This is a genomic window from Pseudomonas sp. W2Jun17 (genome assembly GCF_023127795.1).
Classification (GTDB): Bacteria; Pseudomonadota; Gammaproteobacteria; order Pseudomonadales; family Pseudomonadaceae; genus Aquipseudomonas; species Aquipseudomonas synxantha_A.
Genome location: NZ_SPKO01000024.1, coordinates 96,732 through 118,468, shown reverse-complemented (window position 1 = coordinate 118,468; position 21,737 = coordinate 96,732). Strand labels below are relative to the sequence as shown.

The following is a 21,737-nucleotide window of genomic DNA, read 5'->3' as shown; positions in this document are numbered from 1 at the left end:
GCTGGTTACCGGATGCAGCGAGTAGGGTGGGTTATGCTGGTGTTTCGATTTCGTCGTCAGGCTCGGGTGGGTCGTCGGCGAGCGACTTCAGGCCCGCCGCCTTGATAATCTTCGACACCTTTTCAGTTACTACAAAAGGTGTCGTGACACACTTGAGCATCTGCGCCTGAGTTTCGAATTCTGCGGCGATCAGGTTTATAAGGAGCCGTTGGTGGATGTCCTGCTGGTTGTTGATGCCGTGGGCCTTCATCACCTTGCGAAGATCGCCCTTGAACACCCCGGCTACTTCAACCGTAAACTTCTCGACGCCCAATGCAGCGTCCTTCGCTGCTGCGTTCTCGCGTTTGCGGCGCTGCTTCACGGCTTCCGCCGTCGGCTGCTGTTCTTCCTCGGCCATGGCCTACCTCTTCAATTTCATCTGCTGGCAAATCAAGCCATGCCTGGCGCCGACGTTTTCGCACCTGGTTGTTGATGCGCTTCATGGGGGGCTCGGCGAACTTGAAGCCGTTCTCCTGGGCGATCAGCGTCACGCGCTTGATGTGCACACCCACGTTCTTCGCTGCCACGCTGGCCACGACGCCCTTAGCTGCTTCGGCGCGTACGGCCAGTGCGAGCTTGTCGAGTTCTTTGCGCAGGCATTCGTGGTGAGCCGTGGTGCCGTTGAAAGGACAATCGACGCCAACACCGTTCGGGATGACCTGAGCTGTCTTGCCTGAACCGAAGAAGGCGTCCAGCTGCTGGTTCAGTTCGTCGATGATCGAGCGCCGTGGATCCAGCATTGGCTCGCCGATCATGGCTGCGCACCCTAATAGGAGAACAACACAAGCAGCGCCGAGACGCCGGCCGTCCAGCGCACCATCCGCCAACCAAAGCGCTTCGACGTGGCCTTGGCTGCAGTTAAGAAGTCAGCGTTGCGCTCGAGCTGGTCGACGTACTGACATGCGCCGTCGTGGCCGGTGCTGGCTCCACCGCCGCCGGCGAACAGGTCTGCCACCAGTTCCTTTTCGAACGGCAGGCCCATGCTCGGCTGGCCATGGATGAACTGAGGCAATTTTTGTTGTGCGGACATAGGGGATCCTCGCCGGGTATATTGCGATTCATTTTTCAAAGGAGAAAAAGGGATGTGGGAGTGGATTTCAGCAAACAATGGATCGCTGGCTTTGTTTCTGTCGCTAATGACTGCTGGTAGTGCGATATATCATTACTTGTCGATTAAAAAATCAGAGGAGAGAGACAGGCGCTTTGCGAATTACCACAAACTGGTAGAGGACTTAAATAGCACAGGGTCTAACGTTGATAAACAACTTGTGATCATTTTCGAGCTTAGGAATTTTCCTGAGTACTACCCTGCAACGATCAGGCTTTTGAACAGGTCTCTAGAAAAATGGCAGCTGATGAAGTCGATGGCGACCTCAATCAATCCACATAGTTTGATTGATGAGGCAAAACTAACTTTGTCATTCATTAGCCGTAAACAGAATGAGCGAAGCTATCTGTGCACACCCGAAGAAGACCGTCTGTAGCCGACATTTATCTATGGATCGATCAGGCTGTTTGATCTTGTTGCTTCGGCGACCATCCGTAAACCAGATTTTGGGTGCCTTCGTCTTCGGGCTGTTGATCGGCTCGCCCTTGCCGTCCTTCACCACGGCCTTGGCCCCGATTTGCATGTCGCGGCATCTCAGGGTCTTGTGGGCCAGATCAATGAACTGCTCGGCGTACTGCGGGGCATCGAAGAGTGGTGAGAGCTGGGCGGACCGTACCCCCCCATAATTTTTTCGGTTCGCTTGGCGACCACCTCCAGCTATTCAGCCTCCGGGATCGGCTCGACGCCTCCGGGTGCCTTGGCGTTCTTTCGGGTGCCAGCCGTCTTCTTGCGGGCCTCGTTCTTGGCGACATCGAGGGTCATTCCAAGCACTGCAAAGGTGCTCATTGCGGAAGCTGGCCTCAAACAAACCTATCCAGGCGTATTGGATAAAGCTGTGGCGCTTGAGTTCAAGGCAATGCTGGAGCAGGAGGTTTCCCCCTGTCCTGTTCAGATCCAGTGGTGGGCAGGGATGGACGATGAGTTCGACAGTTTTCTGATCGGGAATGAGCGCATGGAAGACATAATCCAGTCAGTTCGATCGGCTGAGCGTCCTGGGCATGAGTTCCTGGCGCGTCTTGGCTTTTTCGGCCCATACGAAGGTTATGCGCCACAAAACTTCCAGTACTTCGGCCGGTCCATGCGGAAAACCTGGTTGAATTTTTCCTCCAGACCGGACCAGAAGATCACGCGCTCTGGCTCGGCCTCGATGGCCTTGAACAGCTTGTCTTCGCCCTTTTTCCAGCACAAGTCGCAGTTGCCCAGATCTGAATCCATGCCGAGGTCAAAGTCCTGCGCCTGCCAGAAGGCCGCCACGTCTTCCTTCATAATGCCCGCGGTGTAGGATGGGCAGACGCTGTCCCAGCGGGTACCGCCCTTTGCGTTAGCTGCCATCATGCGGTGGTAGCGACCAGGCTCATCCTTTCGAATGCCAATCACGCAATCCCATTCGTCGTAACCCAGCGAGCGCATGTGCTTCTCGCCGATCTTGATTTTCAAGTAGGCAGTGCACGCGTTGTTAGAGAAGTTGAGAGGCCACATCGGGAGCCCTTTTTCCTGCGCTCGGTACGCGGCAAAGTAGTCCAGCATCATGGTGAAGGGTTCACCGTTGCGGCTGGCGGTTTCGAAGTCCACCAGCTTGTACCAGAGGGCGTCATCCGGCTGCCCGTATAGGCGTTGTCGCGCGCATGTCGATACGCCACTAGCACACCTGCCCTAATTGATCCTTGCACGAACCCAGCAGTAGAGTTTGAAGCGCAAGCCAATGTATTAACGATGGGAAGGGGAGTGAAGATGACTATAAAAAAATACGTCTATATGACGGCTGCAGCCTGCCTGTTAGCGACCTCAAGTGCGCATGCGTCTTTCGCCACCAGTTGCCAGGATTCTCAGCCGTGGTACCACTTCAGCATGATTGAGGCGGCAACCTGTTTGCTCTCTGGTCAATGGTAACCGGGTCGCCCCCGCTGCGGTTCGGCGGGGGAGAGCCCCAGTGATCCCGCTCAAGTCGTGCCTTTCGGGCATTGCCGTCGATTGCGCTGACTTGACTCATCAACATTTGCTTAAAACAGCTCGCTGCCTCACCTGGCCTGACGCTGCGAGCGAACCGTTGCGCCTGTGATCATGTCTGTGCGAATGGCCGACGGTTGCCCGGCGTTGTTGCGTGCATAACTGCATAACGTGACCGGCAGCTCTGCTATATCAAGGAATATGCCGTCCATGGCCAAGGTGTAGCGATCGTCGTCAATATCGCCACAGATGGTGCTGATCGCCGAGTTCACGCTGTAGTAATAATGCTGGCTAAAACCGTCCTGCTGGTTTTCCCAGGCGATGTGATAGCGGTGCTTGAGCTGCGGTGCCGGTGCCGGGTTGGTCAGGAATACCGAATGGGTGAACGCATTGCGCAGCAGCGCTTCGGTCAGCGGCTGTTCGGCCGTTTGCACCCCGAGTATGCATAACACATGCGGCCCCAGCACTGGACCGATGGGCTGGTTGATGTAGGCCTCGTCAGAAGCGGCAGCGACTTGGTAGCCGTGTGTGCGTGCGCAATCGCTGATGTGATTCACGGCTTTGAATCGGTAGAACGGTTCCTGGATCGAGAACCTCAGGTTCCAAGTCGGACGGGTAATTTGGTCGGTGGCGTCACGTTTTAAATGCACATAGGGCTTCAGGTTCCACGGCTCATCCAGCGTGATTTCAACCGCCTTGAGCTGACAGGTTGGGGTGTCGTTACGGAAAACACCGTCTACAAAGCAGTAGTACAAGTCGTTGGCGGGGTAGCTGTAGTTGAATTTGGCGGCTTCGCACGCCGAGTTGTTCTGGCAGCTATTGAGAATGTCTTTCTGAATGGCAGACGCGACCTTGCTGATGATGCTGGTGATTTCATTGGTGTTCCGGTCCAGCATCGGACTGCCGGAGCTGCCTGGGCGCAGACCATTGCAGCGGTTGCGCAAGGCGCTGGGGAACACGCCGGGATGTTCGGCAAAACTGTTGAGGGTCGATTCCACGCAGGCGCTCATGCGTAGGCCCTTTTTCAGAAAGCCAGTCGGCGCTCCCACGTTGATCACCTCTCGATCCGATGTCTGACGCTGGGAGGCCAGCTTGAGTGGCATGATCGCCTTGGCCACCAGCACCGCCAGTGACGTATCCAGTTCGAGCACGGCCAGGTCAGTGCCCGCCATGCTGCTCCAATGCGCCGTCTTGACGGCGTAGGTGATACGCCGTTCGGGTGTGTCATGAAAGTAGTTGAAGGTCACGTCGGCGGTGAGCGCCTGGTGGACGCGCGCTGTACCGTAGCTGTAGAACACACAATGCCCGGCGGTCAGCACATAAGCCGGCCCGATGGCCTTACCTTGGCGATTGCGCGTGTCGAGCAGAACGGCATTGCAGGTCTGGCCTAAGGCGTTTTCCAGTGAACCGATGCCGGTCCATTGCGGATAACGGTGGTTTTTATTTTCAAGGGCCACAGACGGTGACTGCTCGGTAAGGCCCTCGGCCAGATCTCTGGCATGGCTCGGCCAGACAGTGCTGAGCAACAGGAAATGCAGGAAGATGCAGGCGGTGTGAGGAAGTGCCATAAGGGGCCTCGACAAGGAAGTCATTGATTGGCTGAAACTACTCAATCAGGCCAAGGCGGATGACATACAGGGCTACTGCGTGAGCCCTTGGCGGGATCCTCAGTCGCCGTTATGGCTGCTGGTGCTGGCGTCCTTACGCCCAACACCGTCTCGGGATTTTCCGTTCGTCCAAAGTTCGGCACTCCCTGTTACACGCCTGCTCCAATGTTTAAGTGCGTATTTGTCGCGCTTTAGAGCGGAGAGACAGCATGGAAATCAACGAGAACGCCCCAGGCAATATTTCACAGCAGGCAGTAACGCGTGGAACGGACAATGAGGCCGGTCATGATCCAAAGCGCGATGAGGATCATATCCCGCTGCCACCGGACGACGAGGCACCCCTCGAGGAAGATATGTCGGACGTGGACGCTGCCGATTCAGTAGCCAGTGAGCATCCTGACAACTGAGCATCAACGGACCCGGCCAAGCGCCGGGTTTTCATTTAAATGTCAGCGCAAGATAATTACGTTATTGTCGGCGTGATGCCCTTTTCCGAAAGGCCGAGAAGTTAAAGCAACCCAACTGCGGAGACGGATATGCGTGCCGAAGACGTTCTTGCCGACGACACAAACGAAGCAACATTTGAGGGAGTGACCGTACGTAAAGGGACGGTGGGTGCCTTTTTGGCAAACGTACGAGTTTGGAGTAATCCAGGCGCGAGCATGGATGATCAACTGCTGGCTGAGCGAGAAATTATTCAATCTCTGCCCGCTCTTAAGGCGATCGGGCTCCTCGACGTGTTTGAGCCTAAGGATTCCCGATTGTGTGAGTTGATCGCCAAGGCGGGCGCGCTACGGTGAGGGTATCCAGAGGGGGGCCACGCTGAGCAGCAAGAGGCCGGCTTTGTCTTGATGCGCCACTGTTGTTGCTAATTATGGCTTTTTCATGCCGGGAATAAATGCCTTCCCGCGTGAACAATCTTCATCGCGAATCACACCTGCTCATTAGTTACGCGCTAAGGAAATTTCCCACATCCAATGCCCGTACCCTGTTGTTAGGCTCCAACTCTTTGACCTGACTTCAAGGAGTTTCCTGATGACAAAACGTCTCGCCGCCGAGTTCTTCGGCACGTTCTGGCTGGTACTGGGCGGTTGCGGCAGTGCCGTGTTGGCGGCCGCATTCCCTGAGTTGGGCATTGGTTTTGCCGGTGTGGCATTGGCATTTGGCTTGACGGTATTAACCATGGCCTACGCGGTCGGGCATATTTCCGGCGGGCATTTCAATCCGGCGGTCACCATGGGTTTGCTCGCCGCCGGGCGTATCGGCGGCAAGGATGTGGTGCCCTACATCCTCACTCAGGTTCTGGGCGCGATTGCGGCGGCCGGCGTGCTGTACCTGATCGCCAGCGGCAAGGCCGGGTTCGATGTGACTGCGGGATTTGCCACCAATGGTTATGGTGAGCACTCTCCAGGTGGCTTCTCGTTTCTGTCAGTGGTGGTCACCGAGTTTGTGCTCACGGCGTTTTTCCTGTTGATCATCCTGGGCGTTACCGACAAAAAGGCGCCGGACGGTTTTGCGCCGCTGGCCATCGGTTTTGCCCTGGTCTTGATTCACCTGATCAGTATTCCAGTGAGCAATACATCGGTTAACCCGGCGCGCAGTACGGGCGTAGCACTGTTTCAAGGCGATTGGGCGATAGCCCAGTTGTGGGTGTTCTGGGTGGTGCCTTTGCTGGGTGGGCTGTTTGGCGGCCTCGTGCACCGTTTGGTGTTGGCGACGAAACCGTAGACAGTTTCACAACCCGGATCTCAACGGGCTTCGGGTCGCCATATCACCTTGCGCACATCAATGGCCTTGGGCAGCAAGCGGTTCTGATAAAACAGATCCGCCGTGGCCTGTTGTGCGCCAATGATGCTGTCGTCAATCGGCAGCACTGGGCTAGCGTTGCGTACCAGCAACGTTTCGGCGCTGGGCTTGGGCGGTTCGGCGCCGACGTTCAGCGCTTCAAGCATTTGCAGGCCGGCGGGAATTCAAGCCATTTCACCTCGGTTTGTGGGACGCGTTTTTCCAGCAGGCCATGCTCCTTGGCGAGCACCAGGGCGATGGAGCCTTTCTGGTAGTCGATGCGCAAGGTTGATGGATCGGCCGCCCAGGCGGTCTGGGTCAGCAGCAGGGCCAGCAGCAGGGTGGGGATTTTCATGCTCGGGTCTCTTTGAAACGGTTGGCCGGGCGCGCCAGGCCGAGGTTTTCTCGCAGTGTGGTGCCGGTGTATTCGCGCCGAAACAAGCCACGCCGCTGTAACTCGGGAACGACCAGGCGAGCAAAGTCCTCCAGCCCGCCCGGCAGGTGTGGCACCAGAATATTGAAGCCATCCGCCGCGCCCTCTTCAAACCAGCGCTGCAGCTCATCGGCGATCTGCACAGGCGTGCCGATCAAGCTGTAATGACCGCGTCCGCCGGCAATGCGTCGGCCCAGTTGCGCCAGTGTCAGCTGTTCGCGCTGGGCCAGTTCGCTCAGCAGTTGCTGGCGACTGCGTTGACCGCTGTCGGTCAAGGGTAGCTCGGGCAGCGGCCCATCCAGCGGGTAGCCGGACAGGTCGAAATTACCCAACATGCGCCCCAGCAACGCCACGCCTACCTCGGGTTCGACCAACGCTTGGAATCTTTCAAATTTCGCTTGGGCGCAGGCTTCGGTTTGCCCGACCACCACGAACACGCCCGGCATGATTTTCAGCGAATCGGCCTCGCGCCCGTATTGGCCCAGGCGCCCCTTGAGGTCGCGGTAAAACGCTTGGGCGTCGGCCAGCGAAGTCTGCGCGGTAAACACCACCTCGGCAGTCTGTGCCGCCAGTTCCCGGCCGGTTTGCGAAGAACCGGCCTGCACGATCACCGGCTGGCCCTGGGGCGAGCGCGCCACGTTCAGTGGGCCTTTGACCTGGAAATGCTCGCCCACGTGATCCAGTACATGGCGTTTATGCGGGTCGTAATAGCGGCCGCTGGCCTTGTCGCGCACGAAAGCATCGTCGTCCCAGCTGTCCCATAACCCCGTCACCACTTGGTGAAACTCCCGCGCGCGGCTGTAGCGTTCGGCATGACCCAGGTGTGCGTCGCGGCCGAAATTCAGTGCCTCGGCGGCGTTGTCCGAGGTCACCAGGTTCCAGCCTGCACGGCCACCGGACAGGTGATCCAGCGAAGCAAATTTGCGCGCCACATGGTAGGGCTCGTTGTAGCTGGTGGTGGCGGTCGCGATCAGGCCGATATGCTCGGTCACCGCACTGAGCGCCGAGAGCAGGGTGAGCGGCTCGAAATGATCCGAGCGCGCCATCTGGCTGGCGATCTCACCGGTGGCCGCGGCAATGCTGTCGGCCACGAATAGTGCGTCGAATCTGGCCGCTTCTGCTACCTGCGCCAAGTGCTTGTAATGGGCGAAATCCAGCCCGGCATTCGCCGGTACATCGGGGTGGCGCCAGGCGGCCACATGGTGCCCGGTGGCCATCAGGAACGCGCCGAGTTTGAGTTGACGGCTCATGCTAGAAATCCTTGCGCAGTTGCACGCCGAAGTAACGTTCATCGTCACGGGGTACGGCGCGGTAGATGTAGTTGCCGCCACTGGCCAACAGCGGTGAGTAGGATTTGTCGGCGAGGTTCTTCGCCAGCAGCGCCACACGCCAGCCATTGGTGTAGTCGGCCACCGCCACGCTGGCGTTCCAGATGCCGTACGCGCCTTGCTTGGTGTCCAGGTTCTGGCTGATGTCGTACTGCACTTCGCTCTGCCAGCTGTAGTCGGTGCCCAGCTCTACATCCAGGCCGTTGTCCAGGGGGATGCTGTAGTCGGCACGCACGTAGCTTTTCCAGTCCGGGCTGAACGGCAGTGGCTTGCCATTCACATTGCAGGTCGCCGCTGCGCCTGCCGGGCACGCGAACTGATCGATGCGCGCTCGGGTATAGGCCAGGGCGCCGGAGAGCTTGAGCTGCTGGGTGGCTTGCAGCGCGTAATCGAGCTCGACGCCTTCGGTGCTGACGCTGCCGGCATTGATCAGGCGTGTCACGACTTGGCCGGCGACGGTGTCGAAAAAGTTGGCCTGGTAGTTGTCGTAGTCACTGTGGAACACCGCGAGGTTGGTGGTCAGGCGGTTGTTCCAGGTGGTGGCCTTGATCCCGGCTTCCCAGGTGTTGGAAGTCTCCGGCTTGAGCGCCTCGGTGTCGCGCGGCTGCATGTTGAAGAACACGTTGTAGGCCGGGCCTTTGTAGCCACGCGAGTAGGTGAGGTAGCTGGTGACGCTGTCGCTGATGTCGTATTGCACGCCCAGCCGACCGGACCAACCGTCCTCGTCTACGGAGCCGGAACTCGCCGTCGCCGGTTGAATGCCGCTGACCGTGGTGGCAGATGTGGACACGCGGCGATGGTCGTACTTCAAGTCGTCATGGGTATAGCGCAAGCCGGCGATGCCACGAAAGCGCGAGGTGAAGTTGAGCGTGGTCTCGCCGAATGCCGCGTAGCTATCGCTGGTGGTGCTGTAGTCGGCGATGCCACGGTCGACACGCGCAGTCGTCGTGAGGGTGCGTTGATAGGTTTCCTCATCCTTGCCATGCATGTAGAACAGGCCGCCGACATACTCCAGGAACTCACCTTTGGGCGAGGCCAGGCGCAGCTCCTGGGAGTACTGGTCGAACGCCAGGTCGCCTTTGTCGGCGGTGCCGGGGAAGGCGGCGGTGACGGTGCCGAGACGGTCGCCGTCCTGGTATTGGGTGTTGTCCCAGCCGCGCCAGGCGGTGATCGAGGTGAGGGTGTAGTCGCCCAGGTTCCAGTCCAACTGCGCCGACAGGCCCTTGTTGATGTCTTGCACATGGCTGCGGGTATCGGTGTTGATATCGCGGTTGTCACTTGAGGCGCGCACTGGCCTCAAGGCATTGCTGAACGCCGGGCTCAGGGACTTGCTGACCACACCATTGGGCGCGTCATCGTGGGACTGCATGTAGTCGGCGATCAGGGTCAGCTTCACGTCGTCGTTGGGCGTGAACTCCAGCTTGCCGCGAATGCCCTTGTGGTTGTAACCGTTGACCTCCTGACCATTGTGGCGGTTGTCGACGTTGCCGTCGTAGCTGCCGAACAAGGTGCTGATCGAGCCCTTGAGCACCTCCGGTACCAGGCTGCCGCCAATGCCGAACCGCGTGCGGCTTTCATTGCCGCTGTAGAACGACTGATCGATAAACCCGTGTGTCTGGGCAGTCGGCGCCTTGCTGGTGATATTCAGCACGCCGGCTGACGCGTTCTTGCCGAACAGCGTGCCTTGCGGGCCGCGCAGTACCTCGATGCGCTCCAGGTCGAGCAGGTCGAGGGTGGCCTGGCCGGGGCGCGCATAAACCACGCCGTCGATCACCGTCGCCACGGTGGGCTCCACCCCCGGCGAGGTGGAAATGGTGCCCACGCCGCGTACGAACAGGGAGGTGTCCTTGTTCGACGCGCCGGTACGAAAGTTCAGTGACGGCACTTGCTGGGCGATGCTCGCCACACCGTTGCGGTTGTCGCGCTCCAGTTGTTCGCCATCGAGCACCGAGACGGCCACCGGGACTTTTTGCAGCGACTCTTCCCGTCGGGTAGCGGTGACAGTCACGGATTGAAGCGTGGGCTCTTGCTCGTCAGCTGCAACAGCGCCGCAGACGGGCAGGGCGCTGAGGCCGGCCAGAAGCAATAAATGGGTGTGCCGTGGAAAGTTATGCATGCTGTGCCCGCTCGAAAAAATACCCTAGTCCGCTGCGGTTCTGCGACCGCCAGCGCCTGTGAAAATGTCCTGGGCATTCGCTCGAGCGAGTAGCAGACATTGCGCTTTGTTAGCGCTAACATCGGCATTATTGAAGGCGCAGATTAGAGCGTCAAATACTAAAAAATTAGTTTTATATTCTTTTTTTGTAGGGCTATTCCGTGGACGAACACACACCGCGCAAACGCCGGGGCGCCGGACGCGTCACCCTGAGCACCGTGGCACGCCAGGCTGGGGTGTCGGCGATTACCGTGTCGCGTTACTTCAACCAGCCGGAGCAGGTCTCGCCCGAACGCCGTGAGCGTATCGCCGAGGTGGTGGCGCAATTGGGTTATGTGCCGAATCTGGTGGCCGGTGGCTTGGCCTCTGCGCGAGGCAGAATCGTCGCGATGGTGATTCCGAATATCTCAGGGCCGATCTTTGCCAATACCTTGCAGGGCTTCAGCGATACCCTCAGTCGCCACGGCTACCAGCTGTTGCTGGCGTCCAGCTATTTCAGCATCGAGCAAGAGGAAAGCGCGGTGCGCGCCTTTCTCGGTTGGTCGCCGGCGGCGCTGGTGCTGACCAGCCGCTTCCATAGCCCAGGCACCGAAAAGATGATCGCCGAGGTGGACATCCCGGTAGTGGAAACCTGGGACTACGTGCCGGAGCGCGAGCCGTTGCAAGTGGGATTTTCCCATTATCAAGTCGGCGTCACTGCCGCGCGCTATCTGCATGGCAAGGGCTATCGGCGTATCGCCTTCGTGCAGAACAGCGCGGCGGGCGACTTCAGCGCGCTGGAGCGCCGTGATGGTTTTACTGCGACCCTCAGCGAGCTGGGTGTGCAGCCGTGGGTCTTCGTCCCCGACGCCGACCGTGCGCCTTTCGAGGCGGGCAAGCAGGCCATGGAGGCGCTGATGGGGGCGGTGACCAGGCCCGACGCGATTTTCTTTGCCAACGACAACCTGGCTGCCGGTGGTTTGCTCGCCGGTCAACGAGCGGGGCTGAACATCCCGCAGGACTGTGCCGTCTTGGGCTTTGGTGATTACCCCTTCGCACAGATGTTGCTGCCCAGCCTCAGCACGATCCAGCCACCGGCCCTGCAGATTGGTATATTAGCCGCCACCCGCGTTCTGCAAAGTCTGGGTGTATTACCGATCGAGGGTGAAGTTGCACGCTTGAATCTTTTGCACTGTCAGTTAATTGAAAGGGAAAGTACCTAGTCATTGCGGGGTATGGCTAAGTGCAACTAGTGGCTATTGGCTGCTAACGCTCTAAATCAGTGCATTTGGCAATGTTTTGTATTTAATTTTCCGCCAGCCGGAACTAGAGCTATAACTTCCAGTCGATACCCCCGGCTAACTCCTGCATCGGCTGTGGCGAACTAATGGCATTGTTCGGTAGTTCCAAATAGCCATACTTTTCGCAACGTTAGATATTCCTCAATGATGTCTTCAGCCCCCATCGATGCTTGCAAGATGCACATCCCGCACACCGACCAGGTGTGTGCGTGGCTGATGCAGCACGCCGGGCTTAAAACGCTGGATCTGGAACGCGCCCGGCGCTTATCCGATGACCCTCGCGACCTGCTGGGTTTACTCACGCGCCTGGGCCTGGTGTCCGAAATCGAACTGGCCCGCGCCTGGGCCGATCTGCTGGTTGCACCATTGCTGGCGGCCGACGCTGCGCCGCCGTTGCTCGACCCATTACCTGCCGTGACCGAGCGCTTCCTGCGTCATTACCACCTGGTGCCCATGGGCTGGGACGAGGGCGGCCTGCGCGTGCTGGCCGCCAACCCGACGCAGCTGTACCCGTTCCAAGCCCTGGCGTATGCCTGCCAAGTTCCTGTCTGGCTGGCCATCGGTGCACATACCGACGTAGAGGGCCTGATCGAGCGGTACTACGGCCAGGGCCGTTCGGCCATGGGCACGCTGATCGAAAACCTCGATGAGCAGGGTGGTGCCCTCGAAGATATCGAGCATCTCAAGGACATGGCTTCCGAAGCGCCGGTGATTCGCCTGGTCAACCTGATCCTGCAACGCGCCGTGGAACAACGGGCGTCGGATATCCATATCGAACCCTTCGAAAACCAGCTCAAGGTGCGCTACCGCATCGATGGCGTGCTGCACGACGCCGAAGCACCGCCCGCCAGTTCGTCGGCGGCGGTGATCTCGCGGGTCAAGATCATGGCGCGCCTGGACATCGCCGAGCGGCGCCTGCCCCAGGATGGGCGCATCATGCTGCGCATCCAGGGCAAGGCGTTGGATTTGCGCGTGTCCACGGTGCCCACCAGCTTCGGCGAGTCGGTGGTGATGCGCCTGTTGGACCGGCAAACCGTGCAGTTCGACTTTCCAAGCCTGGGTTTTAATGGCCAGCGCCTGGCAGCCTTCCTTGATTTGCTCGAGCGGCCCCACGGCATCCTGCTGGTCACCGGGCCCACAGGCTCGGGTAAAACCACCACGCTGTACACCGCCTTGGCGCGGCTCAACACCGCCGAACGCAAGATCATCACCGTGGAAGACCCGGTGGAGTACCAGCTTGAAGGCATCAACCAGATCCAGGTCAAGCCCGCCATCGGCCTGGACTTTGCCGGAGCGTTGCGCGCCATCGTGCGCCAGGACCCGGACGTGATCATGATCGGTGAAATCCGCGACCTGGAAACGTGCCGCATCGCCGTCCAATCTTCACTCACCGGCCATCTGGTGCTCTCAACCCTGCACACCAACAGCGCCGCCGCCAGCATCACACGCTTGCTGGACATGGGCGTGGAAAGCTACCTGATCGCCTCCACCGTCAGCGGCATTCTCGCCCAACGCCTGGTGCGGCGCCTGGACCCGGCCACACGGGTCGCGTTCCAGGCGCCGCCGGCGTTGATCAAGGAACACGGCCTGGATCGCCTCACCGAGCAGCGCCCGATCCTGCTGTATCACGGCGACTACCACGGCCGCAGCGCCCTCACCGAATTGCTGGTGATGAACGATGAGTTGCGTGGCCTGCTGATGGCCCACGCCGACGCCGCCACCCTTGAGCAAGCCGCCCGTCGCGGCGGTTTGCGCACCTTGTATGAAGACGGCCTGCGTCAGGCGCTGGCGGGCGTCACGTCCCTGGAAGAAGTGTTGCGCGTCACCCGTGGAGAGGATGCGTGAGCCTGTTCAAGTTCCGTGCCCTGGACAGCCAGGGCGCCGCCCAGAGAGGCACGCTGCAAGCTGCCGACCAGGCCGCCGCCGTCGCCATCTTGCACAAGCGTGGCTGGTTGCTGCTGCATATCGAAACGACGGGCAGTGCCTCGTTACGTCGTGTACGCGGGCCGTTGAAGGGGGCTGCGCTGGTGAGTTTCACCCAGCAACTGGCGACGCTGCTCGGCGCCGGTCAGCCCCTTGAACGCTCGTTGAACCTGCTGCTCAAGCAACCCGGCCAACCCCAGGTGCGGGCCTTGATCGAGCGCATCCGTGACCAGGTCAAGGCCGGCAAGCCGCTGTCGGCTGCGCTTGAGGAAGAGGGCGATACGTTTTCTGCGCTGTACCTGAGCATGGTGCGCGCGGGCGAAGCCGGTGGTGCGCTGGAAGACACCCTGCGCCAGCTCAGCGACTACCTGGAGCGCAGCCAGCGACTGCGTGGCGAGGTGATCAACGCGCTGATCTACCCGGCGTTCCTGGTGGTGGGCGTACTGGGTTCCCTGGCGCTGTTGCTGGCCTATGTGGTGCCGCAATTCGTGCCGATTTTTCAGGATCTGGGCGTGCCGATTCCGTTGATCACCCAAGTGATCCTGGGGCTTGGCGAGTTTTTGTCGGCCTATGGCCTGGTGCTGTTGGCCGGGTTGGCGATCAGTGCCGGGCTCCTGGCGACGCGCCTGCGCGACCCCAACCGCCGCGAACGCTACGACCGTCATCTGCTGGGCATCCGTGTGGTCGGCCCGCTGCTGCAACGGGTGCAAGCCGCACGCCTGACTCGCACCCTCGGCACCTTGCTCTGCAATGGCGTGGCATTGCTGCCCGCGCTGGTGATCGCCCGGCAGGTCTGCAGCAACCGTGCATTGCAGGCGCAAGTGGCGCTGGCGGCGCAACAGGTCAAAGGCGGCGGCACCCTGGCCGAGGCGTTTGGCAGTCAACCGCTGTTGCCGCAGTTGGCCCTGCAAATGATCGAGGTGGGCGAACACGCCGGTGAACTGCCCGGCATGTTGCTCAAGGTCGCCGACATCTTCGACGTCGAGGCCAAGCGTGCGATCGACCGTCTGCTCGCTGCGCTGGTGCCCTCGCTGACCGTGATCATGGCGGTGCTGGTGGCGGTAATCATGCTCGCGATCATGCTGCCGCTGATGAGCCTCACCAGCCATATATGAACCTTCATGGAGTGGAATCAATGAGAACCCGGCACCGCCAAAACGGCTTCACCCTGCTGGAAATGCTCGCGGTGATCGTGCTGCTGGGCATCGTCGCAACCATTGTCCTGCGCCAGGTCGGCGGCAATGTGGACAAGGGCAAATACGGCGCAGGCAAGGCGCAGTTGGCGAGCTTGAGCATGAAGATCGACAGCTACGCCCTGGATGTGGGGGCGCCGCCCAACACCCTGCAACAGCTGCTCGACAAGCCCGCCAATGCCTCCAGCTGGGCGGGCCCCTATGCCAAGCCTTCGGAGTTGAAGGACCCGTTCGGCCACGGGTTCGGTTATCGCTTCCCCGGGCAGCATGGCGCCTTCGACCTGATCTTCTACGGCCAGGACGGTAAACCGGGCGGCGAGGGCTACAGTGCCGATTTGGGTAACTGGGAGTAACCCGCCCATGGCCCAGCGCGGCTTTACCTTGCTGGAGATGCTGGTGGTCATTGTATTGATCGGTATCGCCGCCGGGTTGTTGGGGCTGGGTGTGCGCCAGGGGCTGCAAGTGGCTCAGGAGCGGCGGGTGGTGGGGCAGATGGTCGAGGCACTGCGCGCCACGCGGGCGGGGGCGATCGTCAGCGGCCGGGCGGCGCGCACCGAATTCGACCTGCAACGTCTGACGTTCCGGGCTCCAGGGCGTGCCCCGCAACAGTGGCAGGCACCGTTGCAGGTGACGCTGCACAGTGCCGAGCAGGCGGGCGCCGCCGTGGTGTTCTACCCCGATGGCAGTTCCACCGGCGGTAACCTGCTGCTGGCCAGCGGCGCCCGGCGTTGGCGTATCGACATTGGCTGGCTCACCGGCAGCGTGCAGTCCAGGGCGCTGCCATGAAGCATCAGGCCGGTTTTACCCTGCTGGAAATGCTCGCGGCCCTGACGTTGATGGCGGTGTGCAGCAGTGTGTTGCTGGTTGCCTTCGGCCAGAGTGCGCGCTCGTTGGCCCAGGTTGCCCACAGCGACCGGCTAACCCAGGCCGCGCTCACGCTGCTGGACCAGGAAGCGGCCGGCCCGCTGAGCGAGGGCACCTTGCAAGGCGAACTTGATGGCATCCATTGGCACTTGACCAGTACCCGGCAACAGCCCCATCTGTTTCGTCTCGACCTGAACCTGCGCGAAGGCGCGCATCAGGCCCGCTTCAGCACCTTGAAGGCCCGCCTGTGAAGCGCCGCGAGCAGGGCTTCACCTTGCTGGAGATCCTCGTGGTGCTCAGCCTGCTTTCGATATTGTTATTGCTGGTGGGCGCTGCGTTGCTGGGCGCCAATCGGGCGGTGGCCAAGGCCCAAAGTTACACCGTGAGCCTGGATGAAATGCGCACCGCCCAACAGTTTCTACGCACCGCGATCAGCGAGGCGTTGCCCTTGAATATCATTGAAGACGACAGCCAGGCCGACGGTTTTTTTATCGGTACGGCAGAGCGCTTGCAGTTTGTGGCGACCTTGCCCGGCGTGCTCGGCGGGGGCATCCAGCGCTTTACCTTGCAACGGGTAGAACAGGATTTTCAGGTGGCGTTTTCGCAGTTGCAATCCGCTGCCAACGCCCAGCGCGCTGAACCGCAAGTGCTGCTGCATAACGTCGAGGCGCTGCAATTGAGTTATCGCGGCGTATCGCCCTTGGGCCAGCCCACCGGCTGGTTGAGCGCGTGGCCCTGGCCCCGGCGCTTGCCCGTCGCAGTACGCATCGACGCCAGCGTCAACGGGCCGGTGCCGTGGCTGACGCAAGTGATTGCCCTGCGCCTGAACCTCGGCAGCGCGAGCAGTGAACAATGAAGCGCCAACGCGGAGCGGCGTTGCTGCTGGTGCTGTGGGTGCTGGCTTTACTCAGCCTATTGCTCGGCGGTTTGGCTGCCTGGGTGCAACTGCAAAGTCGCCAGGCGCTGTGGTACCGCCAGCACACCCAGACGCTGTTGGCCGCCGAAGCCGGTATTGCCCAGGTCATGGCTGATCGGCACTGGGTGGCGGACGGGCGTGCCATCGCGCTGACCTTCGACGACGCCAGCCTACAGGTCCGCCTGCGCAGTGAGCGCGGCAAGCTGTACCTGGTCAACGCCGACCTCGATGACTTGCTGCACCTGGCCCTGGCTTGCGGCGCTACCCCGGCCCAGGCCCATCAGCTGGTCCAGGCGCTTGAGGCTCGGCGCCATCAGGGCCTGGCGCCGTTTCGGGTGCTGGAAGAAGTGCGGCAACTGCCCGGTATGACCCAGGAGCTGTACAGCCAATTAGTGCCGGAAATTACTTTGTGGAGCGACCTGGATCGACCCGATCCGGCATTTGCCAGCCCCTTGATGCGCAAGGCATTGAACCTGCCACGCCAAAACGCCGAGGGCGCCGACCCCGGCCAGGTGCTGGAAATCGACAGCCGTGCCGAGCGCCCCGGCGGCTATCAGGCACGCCTGCAACTCACCGTCTTATTGAGCCCCGCGGAGGACCGTGCACAACCCTATCGGGTGGTGCGGTGGCAAGAATGAATCGACTTGAACCTATCGCCCGCCAGTGGCGCGGCAGCCTGTTGCAACAAGGCTGGCACCTATGGCTCACCGAGCTGCGCGGCTGTGTGCCGAGCTGGCTGGCCCCGCAAGAGCCGCCTGAACAGGTCCATTACTGGCCGCTGACGGCGCCGGTTATCCCCGGCAGCGCCTGCCAGGTGCTGATGCTCGACCCTGACGTGGTGCTGCAGCAACGCCTGCAATTGCCCCTGGCGGCCGCGCGCAATCTCACGGCGGTGGTCGGCTATGAACTGGACCGCTACACCCCGTTCGACGCCGAGCAGTTGTACTTCGTGGCGCGTCAGGAGCAGCGCACACCCACCCACCTTGAGGTCACGCTGGTGGCGATCCTGCGCGAGCGTCTGGATCGGATTCTCAGCGACTGCGCTGCCCTCGGTCTGCATCCCCATCGCGTCGATGTGGCGGGCCTGGGCATTGACCTGCTGCCGGCACCGTTACGCTCGCGCCAACGCCGAAGGGGCAAGGATTTGCAGCGCAGCCTGCCATGGCTGTGTGGTGCCTTGCTGATCGCCGCCATGTTGCTGTGGCTCAACGACCGCCAGCGTGTACTCGACGCCATGCACGCCACCGTGCAGCAGCAAAAAGCCCAGGTCGCCCAGGTGCACGCCCTGCGCCAGCAACTGCTCAATACCCGCGGCGCGGCGCAGTACCTCACCCAGCGCAAACTGGCGCAACCGCCGCTGGCTGCGCTGCTCAATGACTTGACCACTTGCCTGCCCGCCGACACTTGGCTCGACCAATTGGACGTCAAGGACGCTGAGGTGACCTTCTCCGGGCAAAGTGCCAAGGCCAGTGGCCTGATCACCCGCATCAAAGGCTGCCGGCGGTTGGACAACGCCCAGTTCGAAGGGGTGATTCAACCCGATGCGCGCACCGGTAAGGACCAGTTTGCCTTGCGCGCCCACTTACGCCCGGAGGCCGCCGATGCGCCGACCCCTCACACTCCGTGAACGTCGTGGCGGGGCCTTGTTGCTCCTGGCCGTGGTACTCGGTGCGGCCTATTGGTTGCTGATCGACAGCTGGTTCGCCGGCCCGTTGCGCACCATGGGCGAGCAAGCCCAGCAGTTGCGTGAGCAGCAGCAACGCTACGCCGCCGTGTTGCACCAGGGCGAGGCATTGCGCGAGCAGCTTGAGCTGGCGCGGCAAGACCCGGCCAGCAGCGCCAGCCTGTTGCCAGGCGATGACCCCGATGTGGTCGCCGCCGATCTGATGCAGCGTCTGGCCGACCTGATCAACAGCCACGCCAACCTGTGCGGCGGCTGCAACCTCACCCAGCGCAAACCCATCACCACTGAACAGGACAGCAGCGAGCCCTATCGGCAGGTCAAGGTCAGCCTTACGCTGAACTGCGCCATCGAACCGCTGACCGCGATCCTGCACGCGCTGGAATACCAGCCGCCGTTTCTGTTTGTCGATGAGTTGCGCATTCGCCGCAGCAAACAGGCACCGGCCACTGGCGGGGCGGGCAAGCTGGCGGTGCAACTGCTGGTGCGTGGCTACCTGCAACCGGCGCAGGTGGCGCCATGATCGGTGCACTGCGCCCCCTGGAGTGGGGCTTGCTCGGCTTGGCCGGGCTATTGGGCGTACTGATGGCGGTGATCCTCAGCAGCATCGGTGATCAACCGCGATGGTTGCCGCAGGCGCCTGCACCTGCGCAGCCCTCCGTCACTGTGCAGGCCGCACCGGCGCCGGCGTTGCAAGAGCTCGCGAGCACCTGGCAGACGCCGCTGTTCAGCCCCGATCGCCGCCCGGACAGCGTGGTCGGCAAGACCCAGGTGGCGAGCCTGGCCAACCTGACCCTCAGCGGCATCATGATCACCGGCAACCTGCAAATGGCCATGCTCAAGCAAGCCGGCGGCCCACCCCTGACGGTGCGCCTGGGCCAGACGCTGCCCAACGGCTGGCGCCTGGAACACCTGACCCCGCAATACGCCCGATTCGCCCTCAACGGGCGTACCCAGACCCTGAGCCTGTACGGCAAGCGGTTACCCCTGATTTCCCATCCCCGCGAGCCCCTCCCTTGATCGATATGCGCACTTCGCTGTTTTGCCTGGCCACTGCCGTCTCCCTGGGCGGTTGTGGATCCTTACCCGACCGCCTTGATCCGGACGAACAGCTGCTGAACGAGGCGCTGCAAGGCACCGGTTCGCAACGCCCGCCGAATGCGGCGCCTGCGATGCAAAGCGCTCTGCCCGAGGCGAAGTCGCCGCCGCAGCGCCAGCTGATTCGTGGCAATCAGACGTTCGTGCGTAAACCCACTGCGCCGGTAAAAGCCCAGGAGGAGGGCGGCGACATCGTCTTCAACTTTCAGGGCCAGCCCATCGAGGCGGTGATCAACAGCGTAATGGGCGACTTGCTGCACGAGAACTACAGCATCGCCGAGGGCGTGAAGGGCAATGTCAGCTTCTCCACGTCAAAACCGGTGGACAAGCAGCAGGCTCTGTCGATCCTCGAAACCCTGCTGTCCTGGACCGACAACGCCATGATCAAGCAGGGCAGCCGCTACGTGATCCTGCCGGCCAGCCAGGCGGTGGCGGGCAAGCTGGTGCCGCAGATGCGCGTGACGCAGCCCTCCAGCGGGCTCTCGGCGCGACTCTTCCCGCTGCGCTATATCTCGGCCACCGAGATGCAGAAACTGCTCAAGCCGTTCGCCCGAGAGAATGCGTTTCTGCTGGTCGACCCGGCGCGCAATGTACTGAGCCTGGCCGGCACCCCGGAAGAGCTGGCCAACTACCAGGACACCATCGACACTTTCGATGTGGACTGGCTCAAGGGCATGTCCGTGGCGGTCTTCGGCCTGCAACGCGCCTCGGTGGCCGAACTGATGCCCGAGCTGCAAGCCATGTTCGGCGCCGACAGCGGCACGCCCCTGGCGGGTATGTTGCGATTTTTGCCGGTCGAGCGCACCAACTCGGTGGTGGCGATTTCGTCTCAGCCCGAGTACCTCAGCGAGGTGGGTGACTGGATTCGCACCATCGACGAGGGCGGCGGCAACGAGCCGCAGATGTATGTGTACGACGTACGCAATATGAAGGCCGCCGACCTGGCCAAATACCTGCGGCAGATCTACGGCAATGGCGCGATCAAGGACGACGCACCGGCCAAGGTCGCGCCGGGGTTGCGTACCACCACCTTGTCCTCGTCCACCAGCGCTGGGCTGCAGGCCAATGTCCCAGCGCCTGCACCCGACGAACCCGAATCCGAACCTGCCGAAAATACCCAGGCGCCCCCCACCAGCGACCTTGAAGCCGGCACCCGCATCACCGCGCAAAAGAGCAGCAACCAGCTGCTGGTGCGCACCCGTCCGGCACAATGGAAAGAGATCGAAGCTGCGATCAAGCGCCTGGACAACCCACCGCTGCAAGTGCAGATCGAGACCCGCATCCTGGAGGTCAAACTCACCGGTGAACTGGACCTGGGTGTGCAGTGGTATCTGGGCCGCCTGGCGGGCAATTCCACCAGCACCACGGTGGCCAACGCCTCCGGCAGCCAAGGCGCCCTGGGCGGTGGCGGGGCGGGGCTGGGGGCGGCGGATTCGTTGTTCTACTCCTTTGTCAGCTCCAACCTGCAAGTGGCTTTGCACGCGCTGGAAACCAACGGCCGCACCCAGGTGCTGTCGGCGCCGTCGCTGGTGGTGATGAACAATCAGCCGGCTCAGATTCAGGTGGGCGATAACATTCCCATCAGCCAGACCACCGTCAACACCGGTGACGCCGACACCACCTTGAGCAGTGTCGAATACGTGCAGACCGGGGTGATCCTGGATGTGGTGCCGCGCATCAATCCGGGCGGGCTGGTGTACATGGATATCCAGCAGCAGGTCAGTGATGCCCAGAACCCGGCGGGCAGCAGTGAGACGCCGGTGAACCCGCGCATTTCCACACGCTCGGTGTCGACTCAGGTGGCGGTGCAGAGTGGGCAGACGGTATTGCTTGGTGGGTTGATCAAACAGGACAACGCCGAGAGTGTCAGTGCCGTGCCTTATCTGGGGAAGATACCGGGGTTGCGGTGGTTGTTTGGCAATACTGGCAAGTCCAAGGATCGTACAGAGTTGATAGTGCTCATCACGCCAAGAGTCATTACCAGCAGCAGCCAGGCGCGGCAGGTGACGGATGATTATCGCCAGCAGATGCAGCTGTTGCGGCCGGCTCAATAATCCTGGCTGCTCGGAGTACCAATGTGGGAGGGGCTTGCTCCTGATGGCGGCTTGACTGCCAGCGACTACCTAAATGATGCGACGCGATCCAAATGTGGGAGCTGGCTTGCCTGCGATGACGGCCTGACAGCCAACACAGTTATACCGAGTACATATCCATTCCTGTGGTAACGGCTGATATTGGTTCCGCTTTTACAGCGGGTCACTTTTGGAAAAGAGCCCCAAAAGTAACCAAAAGGGCTCTTGCCCCACCACTCGGCACCTCGCTTAGGCTCGGTGTGCCCGTAATCCGACAGTGATTTGGGGGGCCGCCGCCACGCGCCATT

The 21,737-nt window shown here is 61.3% G+C and carries 24 protein-coding genes and 1 pseudogene; 16 read left to right on the top strand and 9 right to left on the bottom strand.

What is annotated here, in order from left to right:
- Nucleotides 1-31: 31 nt before the first annotated feature.
- The 3 genes from E4O98_RS12510 to E4O98_RS12500 are packed head-to-tail and all read right to left on the bottom strand — an operon-like array spanning nucleotide 32 to nucleotide 1,069.
- A complete protein-coding gene (locus E4O98_RS12510) occupies nucleotides 32-397 on the bottom strand; it encodes a hypothetical protein (RefSeq protein ID WP_248135294.1) in 366 nt (121 codons plus the stop codon).
- Nucleotides 288-794, bottom strand: a complete 507-nt coding sequence (locus tag E4O98_RS12505; RefSeq protein ID WP_248135293.1) for a hypothetical protein — start codon at nucleotides 792-794, stop codon at nucleotides 288-290. Before E4O98_RS12505 ends, E4O98_RS12510 begins: the two co-directional genes overlap by 110 nt.
- Nucleotides 795-805: 11 nt before the next feature.
- Nucleotides 806-1,069: a hypothetical protein gene (locus E4O98_RS12500; RefSeq protein WP_248135291.1), complete on the bottom strand. Its 264-nt coding sequence runs from the start codon at nucleotides 1,067-1,069 to the stop codon at nucleotides 806-808.
- Nucleotides 1,070-1,121: 52 nt separating this feature from the next.
- Between E4O98_RS12500 and E4O98_RS12495 the strand changes: the two genes are divergently transcribed.
- Nucleotides 1,122-1,523, top strand: a complete 402-nt coding sequence (locus E4O98_RS12495; protein ID WP_248135289.1) for a hypothetical protein — start codon at nucleotides 1,122-1,124, stop codon at nucleotides 1,521-1,523.
- Between the two features lie 281 nt (nucleotides 1,524-1,804).
- On the opposite strand, the gene E4O98_RS27655 is transcribed toward E4O98_RS12495, so the two are convergent.
- From E4O98_RS27655 to E4O98_RS12485, 3 genes are all read right to left on the bottom strand, one after another.
- Nucleotides 1,805-1,933, bottom strand: coding sequence for a hypothetical protein (locus tag E4O98_RS27655; protein WP_282445114.1), 129 nt, complete (start codon nucleotides 1,931-1,933; stop codon nucleotides 1,805-1,807).
- Nucleotides 1,934-2,188: 255 nt separating this feature from the next.
- On the bottom strand, nucleotides 2,189-2,719 hold the full coding sequence (locus E4O98_RS12490) for a hypothetical protein (RefSeq protein ID WP_248135288.1): 531 nt from the start codon (nucleotides 2,717-2,719) through the stop codon (nucleotides 2,189-2,191).
- A gap of 446 nt (nucleotides 2,720-3,165) precedes the next feature.
- Nucleotides 3,166-4,662, bottom strand: a complete 1,497-nt coding sequence (locus E4O98_RS12485) for a trypsin-like peptidase domain-containing protein (protein ID WP_248135285.1) — start codon at nucleotides 4,660-4,662, stop codon at nucleotides 3,166-3,168.
- A gap of 248 nt (nucleotides 4,663-4,910) precedes the next feature.
- Here E4O98_RS12485 and E4O98_RS12480 point away from each other — a divergent pair, with 248 nt between their 5' ends.
- The 3 genes from E4O98_RS12480 to aqpZ all read left to right on the top strand — a co-directional run bounded on the left by E4O98_RS12480 (nucleotide 4,911) and on the right by aqpZ (nucleotide 6,429).
- Nucleotides 4,911-5,108: a hypothetical protein gene (locus E4O98_RS12480; RefSeq protein ID WP_032880294.1), complete on the top strand. Its 198-nt coding sequence runs from the start codon at nucleotides 4,911-4,913 to the stop codon at nucleotides 5,106-5,108.
- Nucleotides 5,109-5,237: 129 nt separating this feature from the next.
- Nucleotides 5,238-5,501, top strand: coding sequence for a hypothetical protein (locus E4O98_RS12475; RefSeq protein ID WP_248135282.1), 264 nt, complete (start codon nucleotides 5,238-5,240; stop codon nucleotides 5,499-5,501).
- A gap of 235 nt (nucleotides 5,502-5,736) precedes the next feature.
- Nucleotides 5,737-6,429: an aquaporin Z gene (gene aqpZ / locus E4O98_RS12470; RefSeq protein WP_248135280.1), complete on the top strand. Its 693-nt coding sequence runs from the start codon at nucleotides 5,737-5,739 to the stop codon at nucleotides 6,427-6,429.
- A 143-nt stretch (nucleotides 6,430-6,572) separates the two neighbouring features.
- On the opposite strand, the pseudogene E4O98_RS12465 reads toward aqpZ, so the two are convergent.
- From E4O98_RS12465 to E4O98_RS12455, 3 genes and pseudogenes are all read right to left on the bottom strand, one after another.
- Nucleotides 6,573-6,841: pseudogene (locus tag E4O98_RS12465) on the bottom strand (aliphatic sulfonate ABC transporter substrate-binding protein); the annotation flags it as partial.
- The gene (locus tag E4O98_RS12460) at nucleotides 6,838-8,169 is read right to left on the bottom strand and encodes an LLM class flavin-dependent oxidoreductase (RefSeq protein WP_248135278.1); all 1,332 of its coding nucleotides are present in this window, start codon (nucleotides 8,167-8,169) and stop codon (nucleotides 6,838-6,840) included. The gene E4O98_RS12460 and the pseudogene E4O98_RS12465, both read right to left, overlap by 4 nt.
- Nucleotide 8,170: 1 nt before the next feature.
- Nucleotides 8,171-10,363, bottom strand: a complete 2,193-nt coding sequence (locus tag E4O98_RS12455) for a TonB-dependent receptor (protein WP_248090312.1) — start codon at nucleotides 10,361-10,363, stop codon at nucleotides 8,171-8,173.
- A gap of 200 nt (nucleotides 10,364-10,563) precedes the next feature.
- On the opposite strand from E4O98_RS12455, the gene E4O98_RS12450 reads away from it, so the two are divergent.
- The 12 genes from E4O98_RS12450 to gspD all read left to right on the top strand — a co-directional run bounded on the left by E4O98_RS12450 (nucleotide 10,564) and on the right by gspD (nucleotide 21,411).
- Nucleotides 10,564-11,604: a LacI family DNA-binding transcriptional regulator gene (locus tag E4O98_RS12450; RefSeq protein WP_248135276.1), complete on the top strand. Its 1,041-nt coding sequence runs from the start codon at nucleotides 10,564-10,566 to the stop codon at nucleotides 11,602-11,604.
- A 225-nt stretch (nucleotides 11,605-11,829) separates the two neighbouring features.
- The gene (locus E4O98_RS12445; RefSeq protein ID WP_248135510.1) at nucleotides 11,830-13,527 is read left to right on the top strand and encodes an ATPase, T2SS/T4P/T4SS family; all 1,698 of its coding nucleotides are present in this window, start codon (nucleotides 11,830-11,832) and stop codon (nucleotides 13,525-13,527) included.
- Entirely contained in the window at nucleotides 13,524-14,720 is a 1,197-nt protein-coding gene (gene gspF, locus E4O98_RS12440) for a type II secretion system inner membrane protein GspF (protein WP_248128629.1), read from the top strand. Before E4O98_RS12445 ends, gspF begins: the two co-directional genes overlap by 4 nt.
- A 20-nt stretch (nucleotides 14,721-14,740) precedes the next feature.
- Nucleotides 14,741-15,151, top strand: coding sequence for a type II secretion system major pseudopilin GspG (gene gspG, locus E4O98_RS12435; protein ID WP_248135274.1), 411 nt, complete (start codon nucleotides 14,741-14,743; stop codon nucleotides 15,149-15,151).
- Between the two features lie 7 nt (nucleotides 15,152-15,158).
- Entirely contained in the window at nucleotides 15,159-15,584 is a 426-nt protein-coding gene (locus E4O98_RS12430) for a GspH/FimT family pseudopilin (RefSeq protein WP_103733805.1), read from the top strand.
- On the top strand, nucleotides 15,581-15,913 hold the full coding sequence (locus tag E4O98_RS12425) for a prepilin-type N-terminal cleavage/methylation domain-containing protein (protein WP_032880303.1): 333 nt from the start codon (nucleotides 15,581-15,583) through the stop codon (nucleotides 15,911-15,913). The genes E4O98_RS12430 and E4O98_RS12425 overlap by 4 nt, the downstream gene beginning before the upstream one ends.
- Nucleotides 15,910-16,518 carry a prepilin-type N-terminal cleavage/methylation domain-containing protein gene (locus E4O98_RS12420; RefSeq protein ID WP_078821832.1) on the top strand — a complete coding sequence of 203 codons (609 nt, stop codon included), beginning with the start codon at nucleotides 15,910-15,912 and terminating at the stop codon, nucleotides 16,516-16,518. Before E4O98_RS12425 ends, E4O98_RS12420 begins: the two co-directional genes overlap by 4 nt.
- The gene (locus E4O98_RS12415; RefSeq protein ID WP_248135272.1) at nucleotides 16,515-17,216 is read left to right on the top strand and encodes a general secretion pathway protein GspK; all 702 of its coding nucleotides are present in this window, start codon (nucleotides 16,515-16,517) and stop codon (nucleotides 17,214-17,216) included. The genes E4O98_RS12420 and E4O98_RS12415 overlap by 4 nt, the downstream gene beginning before the upstream one ends.
- Nucleotides 17,213-18,205, top strand: a complete 993-nt coding sequence (locus E4O98_RS12410) for a PilN domain-containing protein (RefSeq protein WP_248135270.1) — start codon at nucleotides 17,213-17,215, stop codon at nucleotides 18,203-18,205. Before E4O98_RS12415 ends, E4O98_RS12410 begins: the two co-directional genes overlap by 4 nt.
- Nucleotides 18,180-18,782, top strand: a complete 603-nt coding sequence (gspM, locus tag E4O98_RS12405; protein WP_248135267.1) for a type II secretion system protein GspM — start codon at nucleotides 18,180-18,182, stop codon at nucleotides 18,780-18,782. Before E4O98_RS12410 ends, gspM begins: the two co-directional genes overlap by 26 nt.
- On the top strand, nucleotides 18,779-19,279 hold the full coding sequence (locus E4O98_RS12400; protein WP_032880312.1) for a general secretion pathway protein GspN: 501 nt from the start codon (nucleotides 18,779-18,781) through the stop codon (nucleotides 19,277-19,279). The genes gspM and E4O98_RS12400 overlap by 4 nt, the downstream gene beginning before the upstream one ends.
- A gap of 5 nt (nucleotides 19,280-19,284) precedes the next feature.
- Complete coding sequence (gspD, locus tag E4O98_RS12395) at nucleotides 19,285-21,411, top strand: type II secretion system secretin GspD (protein WP_078821827.1); 2,127 nt, start codon at nucleotides 19,285-19,287, stop codon at nucleotides 21,409-21,411.
- Nucleotides 21,412-21,737: the final 326 nt, after the last annotated feature.

Coding starts and splice junctions, on each gene's coding strand:
- E4O98_RS12510 (WP_248135294.1), bottom strand. CDS start 397: ATGGCCGAGGAAGAACAGCAGCCGACGGCGGAAGCCGTGAAGCAGCGC.
- E4O98_RS12505 (WP_248135293.1), bottom strand. CDS start 794: ATGATCGGCGAGCCAATGCTGGATCCACGGCGCTCGATCATCGACGAA.
- E4O98_RS12500 (WP_248135291.1), bottom strand. CDS start 1,069: ATGTCCGCACAACAAAAATTGCCTCAGTTCATCCATGGCCAGCCGAGC.
- E4O98_RS12495 (WP_248135289.1), top strand. CDS start 1,122: ATGTGGGAGTGGATTTCAGCAAACAATGGATCGCTGGCTTTGTTTCTG.
- E4O98_RS27655 (WP_282445114.1), bottom strand. CDS start 1,933: ATGAGCACCTTTGCAGTGCTTGGAATGACCCTCGATGTCGCCAAGAAC.
- E4O98_RS12485 (WP_248135285.1), bottom strand. CDS start 4,662: ATGGCACTTCCTCACACCGCCTGCATCTTCCTGCATTTCCTGTTGCTC.
- E4O98_RS12480 (WP_032880294.1), top strand. CDS start 4,911: ATGGAAATCAACGAGAACGCCCCAGGCAATATTTCACAGCAGGCAGTA.
- E4O98_RS12475 (WP_248135282.1), top strand. CDS start 5,238: ATGCGTGCCGAAGACGTTCTTGCCGACGACACAAACGAAGCAACATTT.
- aqpZ (WP_248135280.1), top strand. CDS start 5,737: ATGACAAAACGTCTCGCCGCCGAGTTCTTCGGCACGTTCTGGCTGGTA.
- E4O98_RS12460 (WP_248135278.1), bottom strand. CDS start 8,169: ATGAGCCGTCAACTCAAACTCGGCGCGTTCCTGATGGCCACCGGGCAC.
- E4O98_RS12455 (WP_248090312.1), bottom strand. CDS start 10,363: ATGCATAACTTTCCACGGCACACCCATTTATTGCTTCTGGCCGGCCTC.
- E4O98_RS12445 (WP_248135510.1), top strand. CDS start 11,830: ATGTCTTCAGCCCCCATCGATGCTTGCAAGATGCACATCCCGCACACC.
- gspG (WP_248135274.1), top strand. CDS start 14,741: ATGAGAACCCGGCACCGCCAAAACGGCTTCACCCTGCTGGAAATGCTC.
- E4O98_RS12430 (WP_103733805.1), top strand. CDS start 15,159: ATGGCCCAGCGCGGCTTTACCTTGCTGGAGATGCTGGTGGTCATTGTA.
- E4O98_RS12425 (WP_032880303.1), top strand. CDS start 15,581: ATGAAGCATCAGGCCGGTTTTACCCTGCTGGAAATGCTCGCGGCCCTG.
- E4O98_RS12415 (WP_248135272.1), top strand. CDS start 16,515: ATGAAGCGCCAACGCGGAGCGGCGTTGCTGCTGGTGCTGTGGGTGCTG.
- E4O98_RS12410 (WP_248135270.1), top strand. CDS start 17,213: ATGAATCGACTTGAACCTATCGCCCGCCAGTGGCGCGGCAGCCTGTTG.
- gspM (WP_248135267.1), top strand. CDS start 18,180: ATGCGCCGACCCCTCACACTCCGTGAACGTCGTGGCGGGGCCTTGTTG.
- E4O98_RS12400 (WP_032880312.1), top strand. CDS start 18,779: ATGATCGGTGCACTGCGCCCCCTGGAGTGGGGCTTGCTCGGCTTGGCC.
- gspD (WP_078821827.1), top strand. CDS start 19,285: ATGCGCACTTCGCTGTTTTGCCTGGCCACTGCCGTCTCCCTGGGCGGT.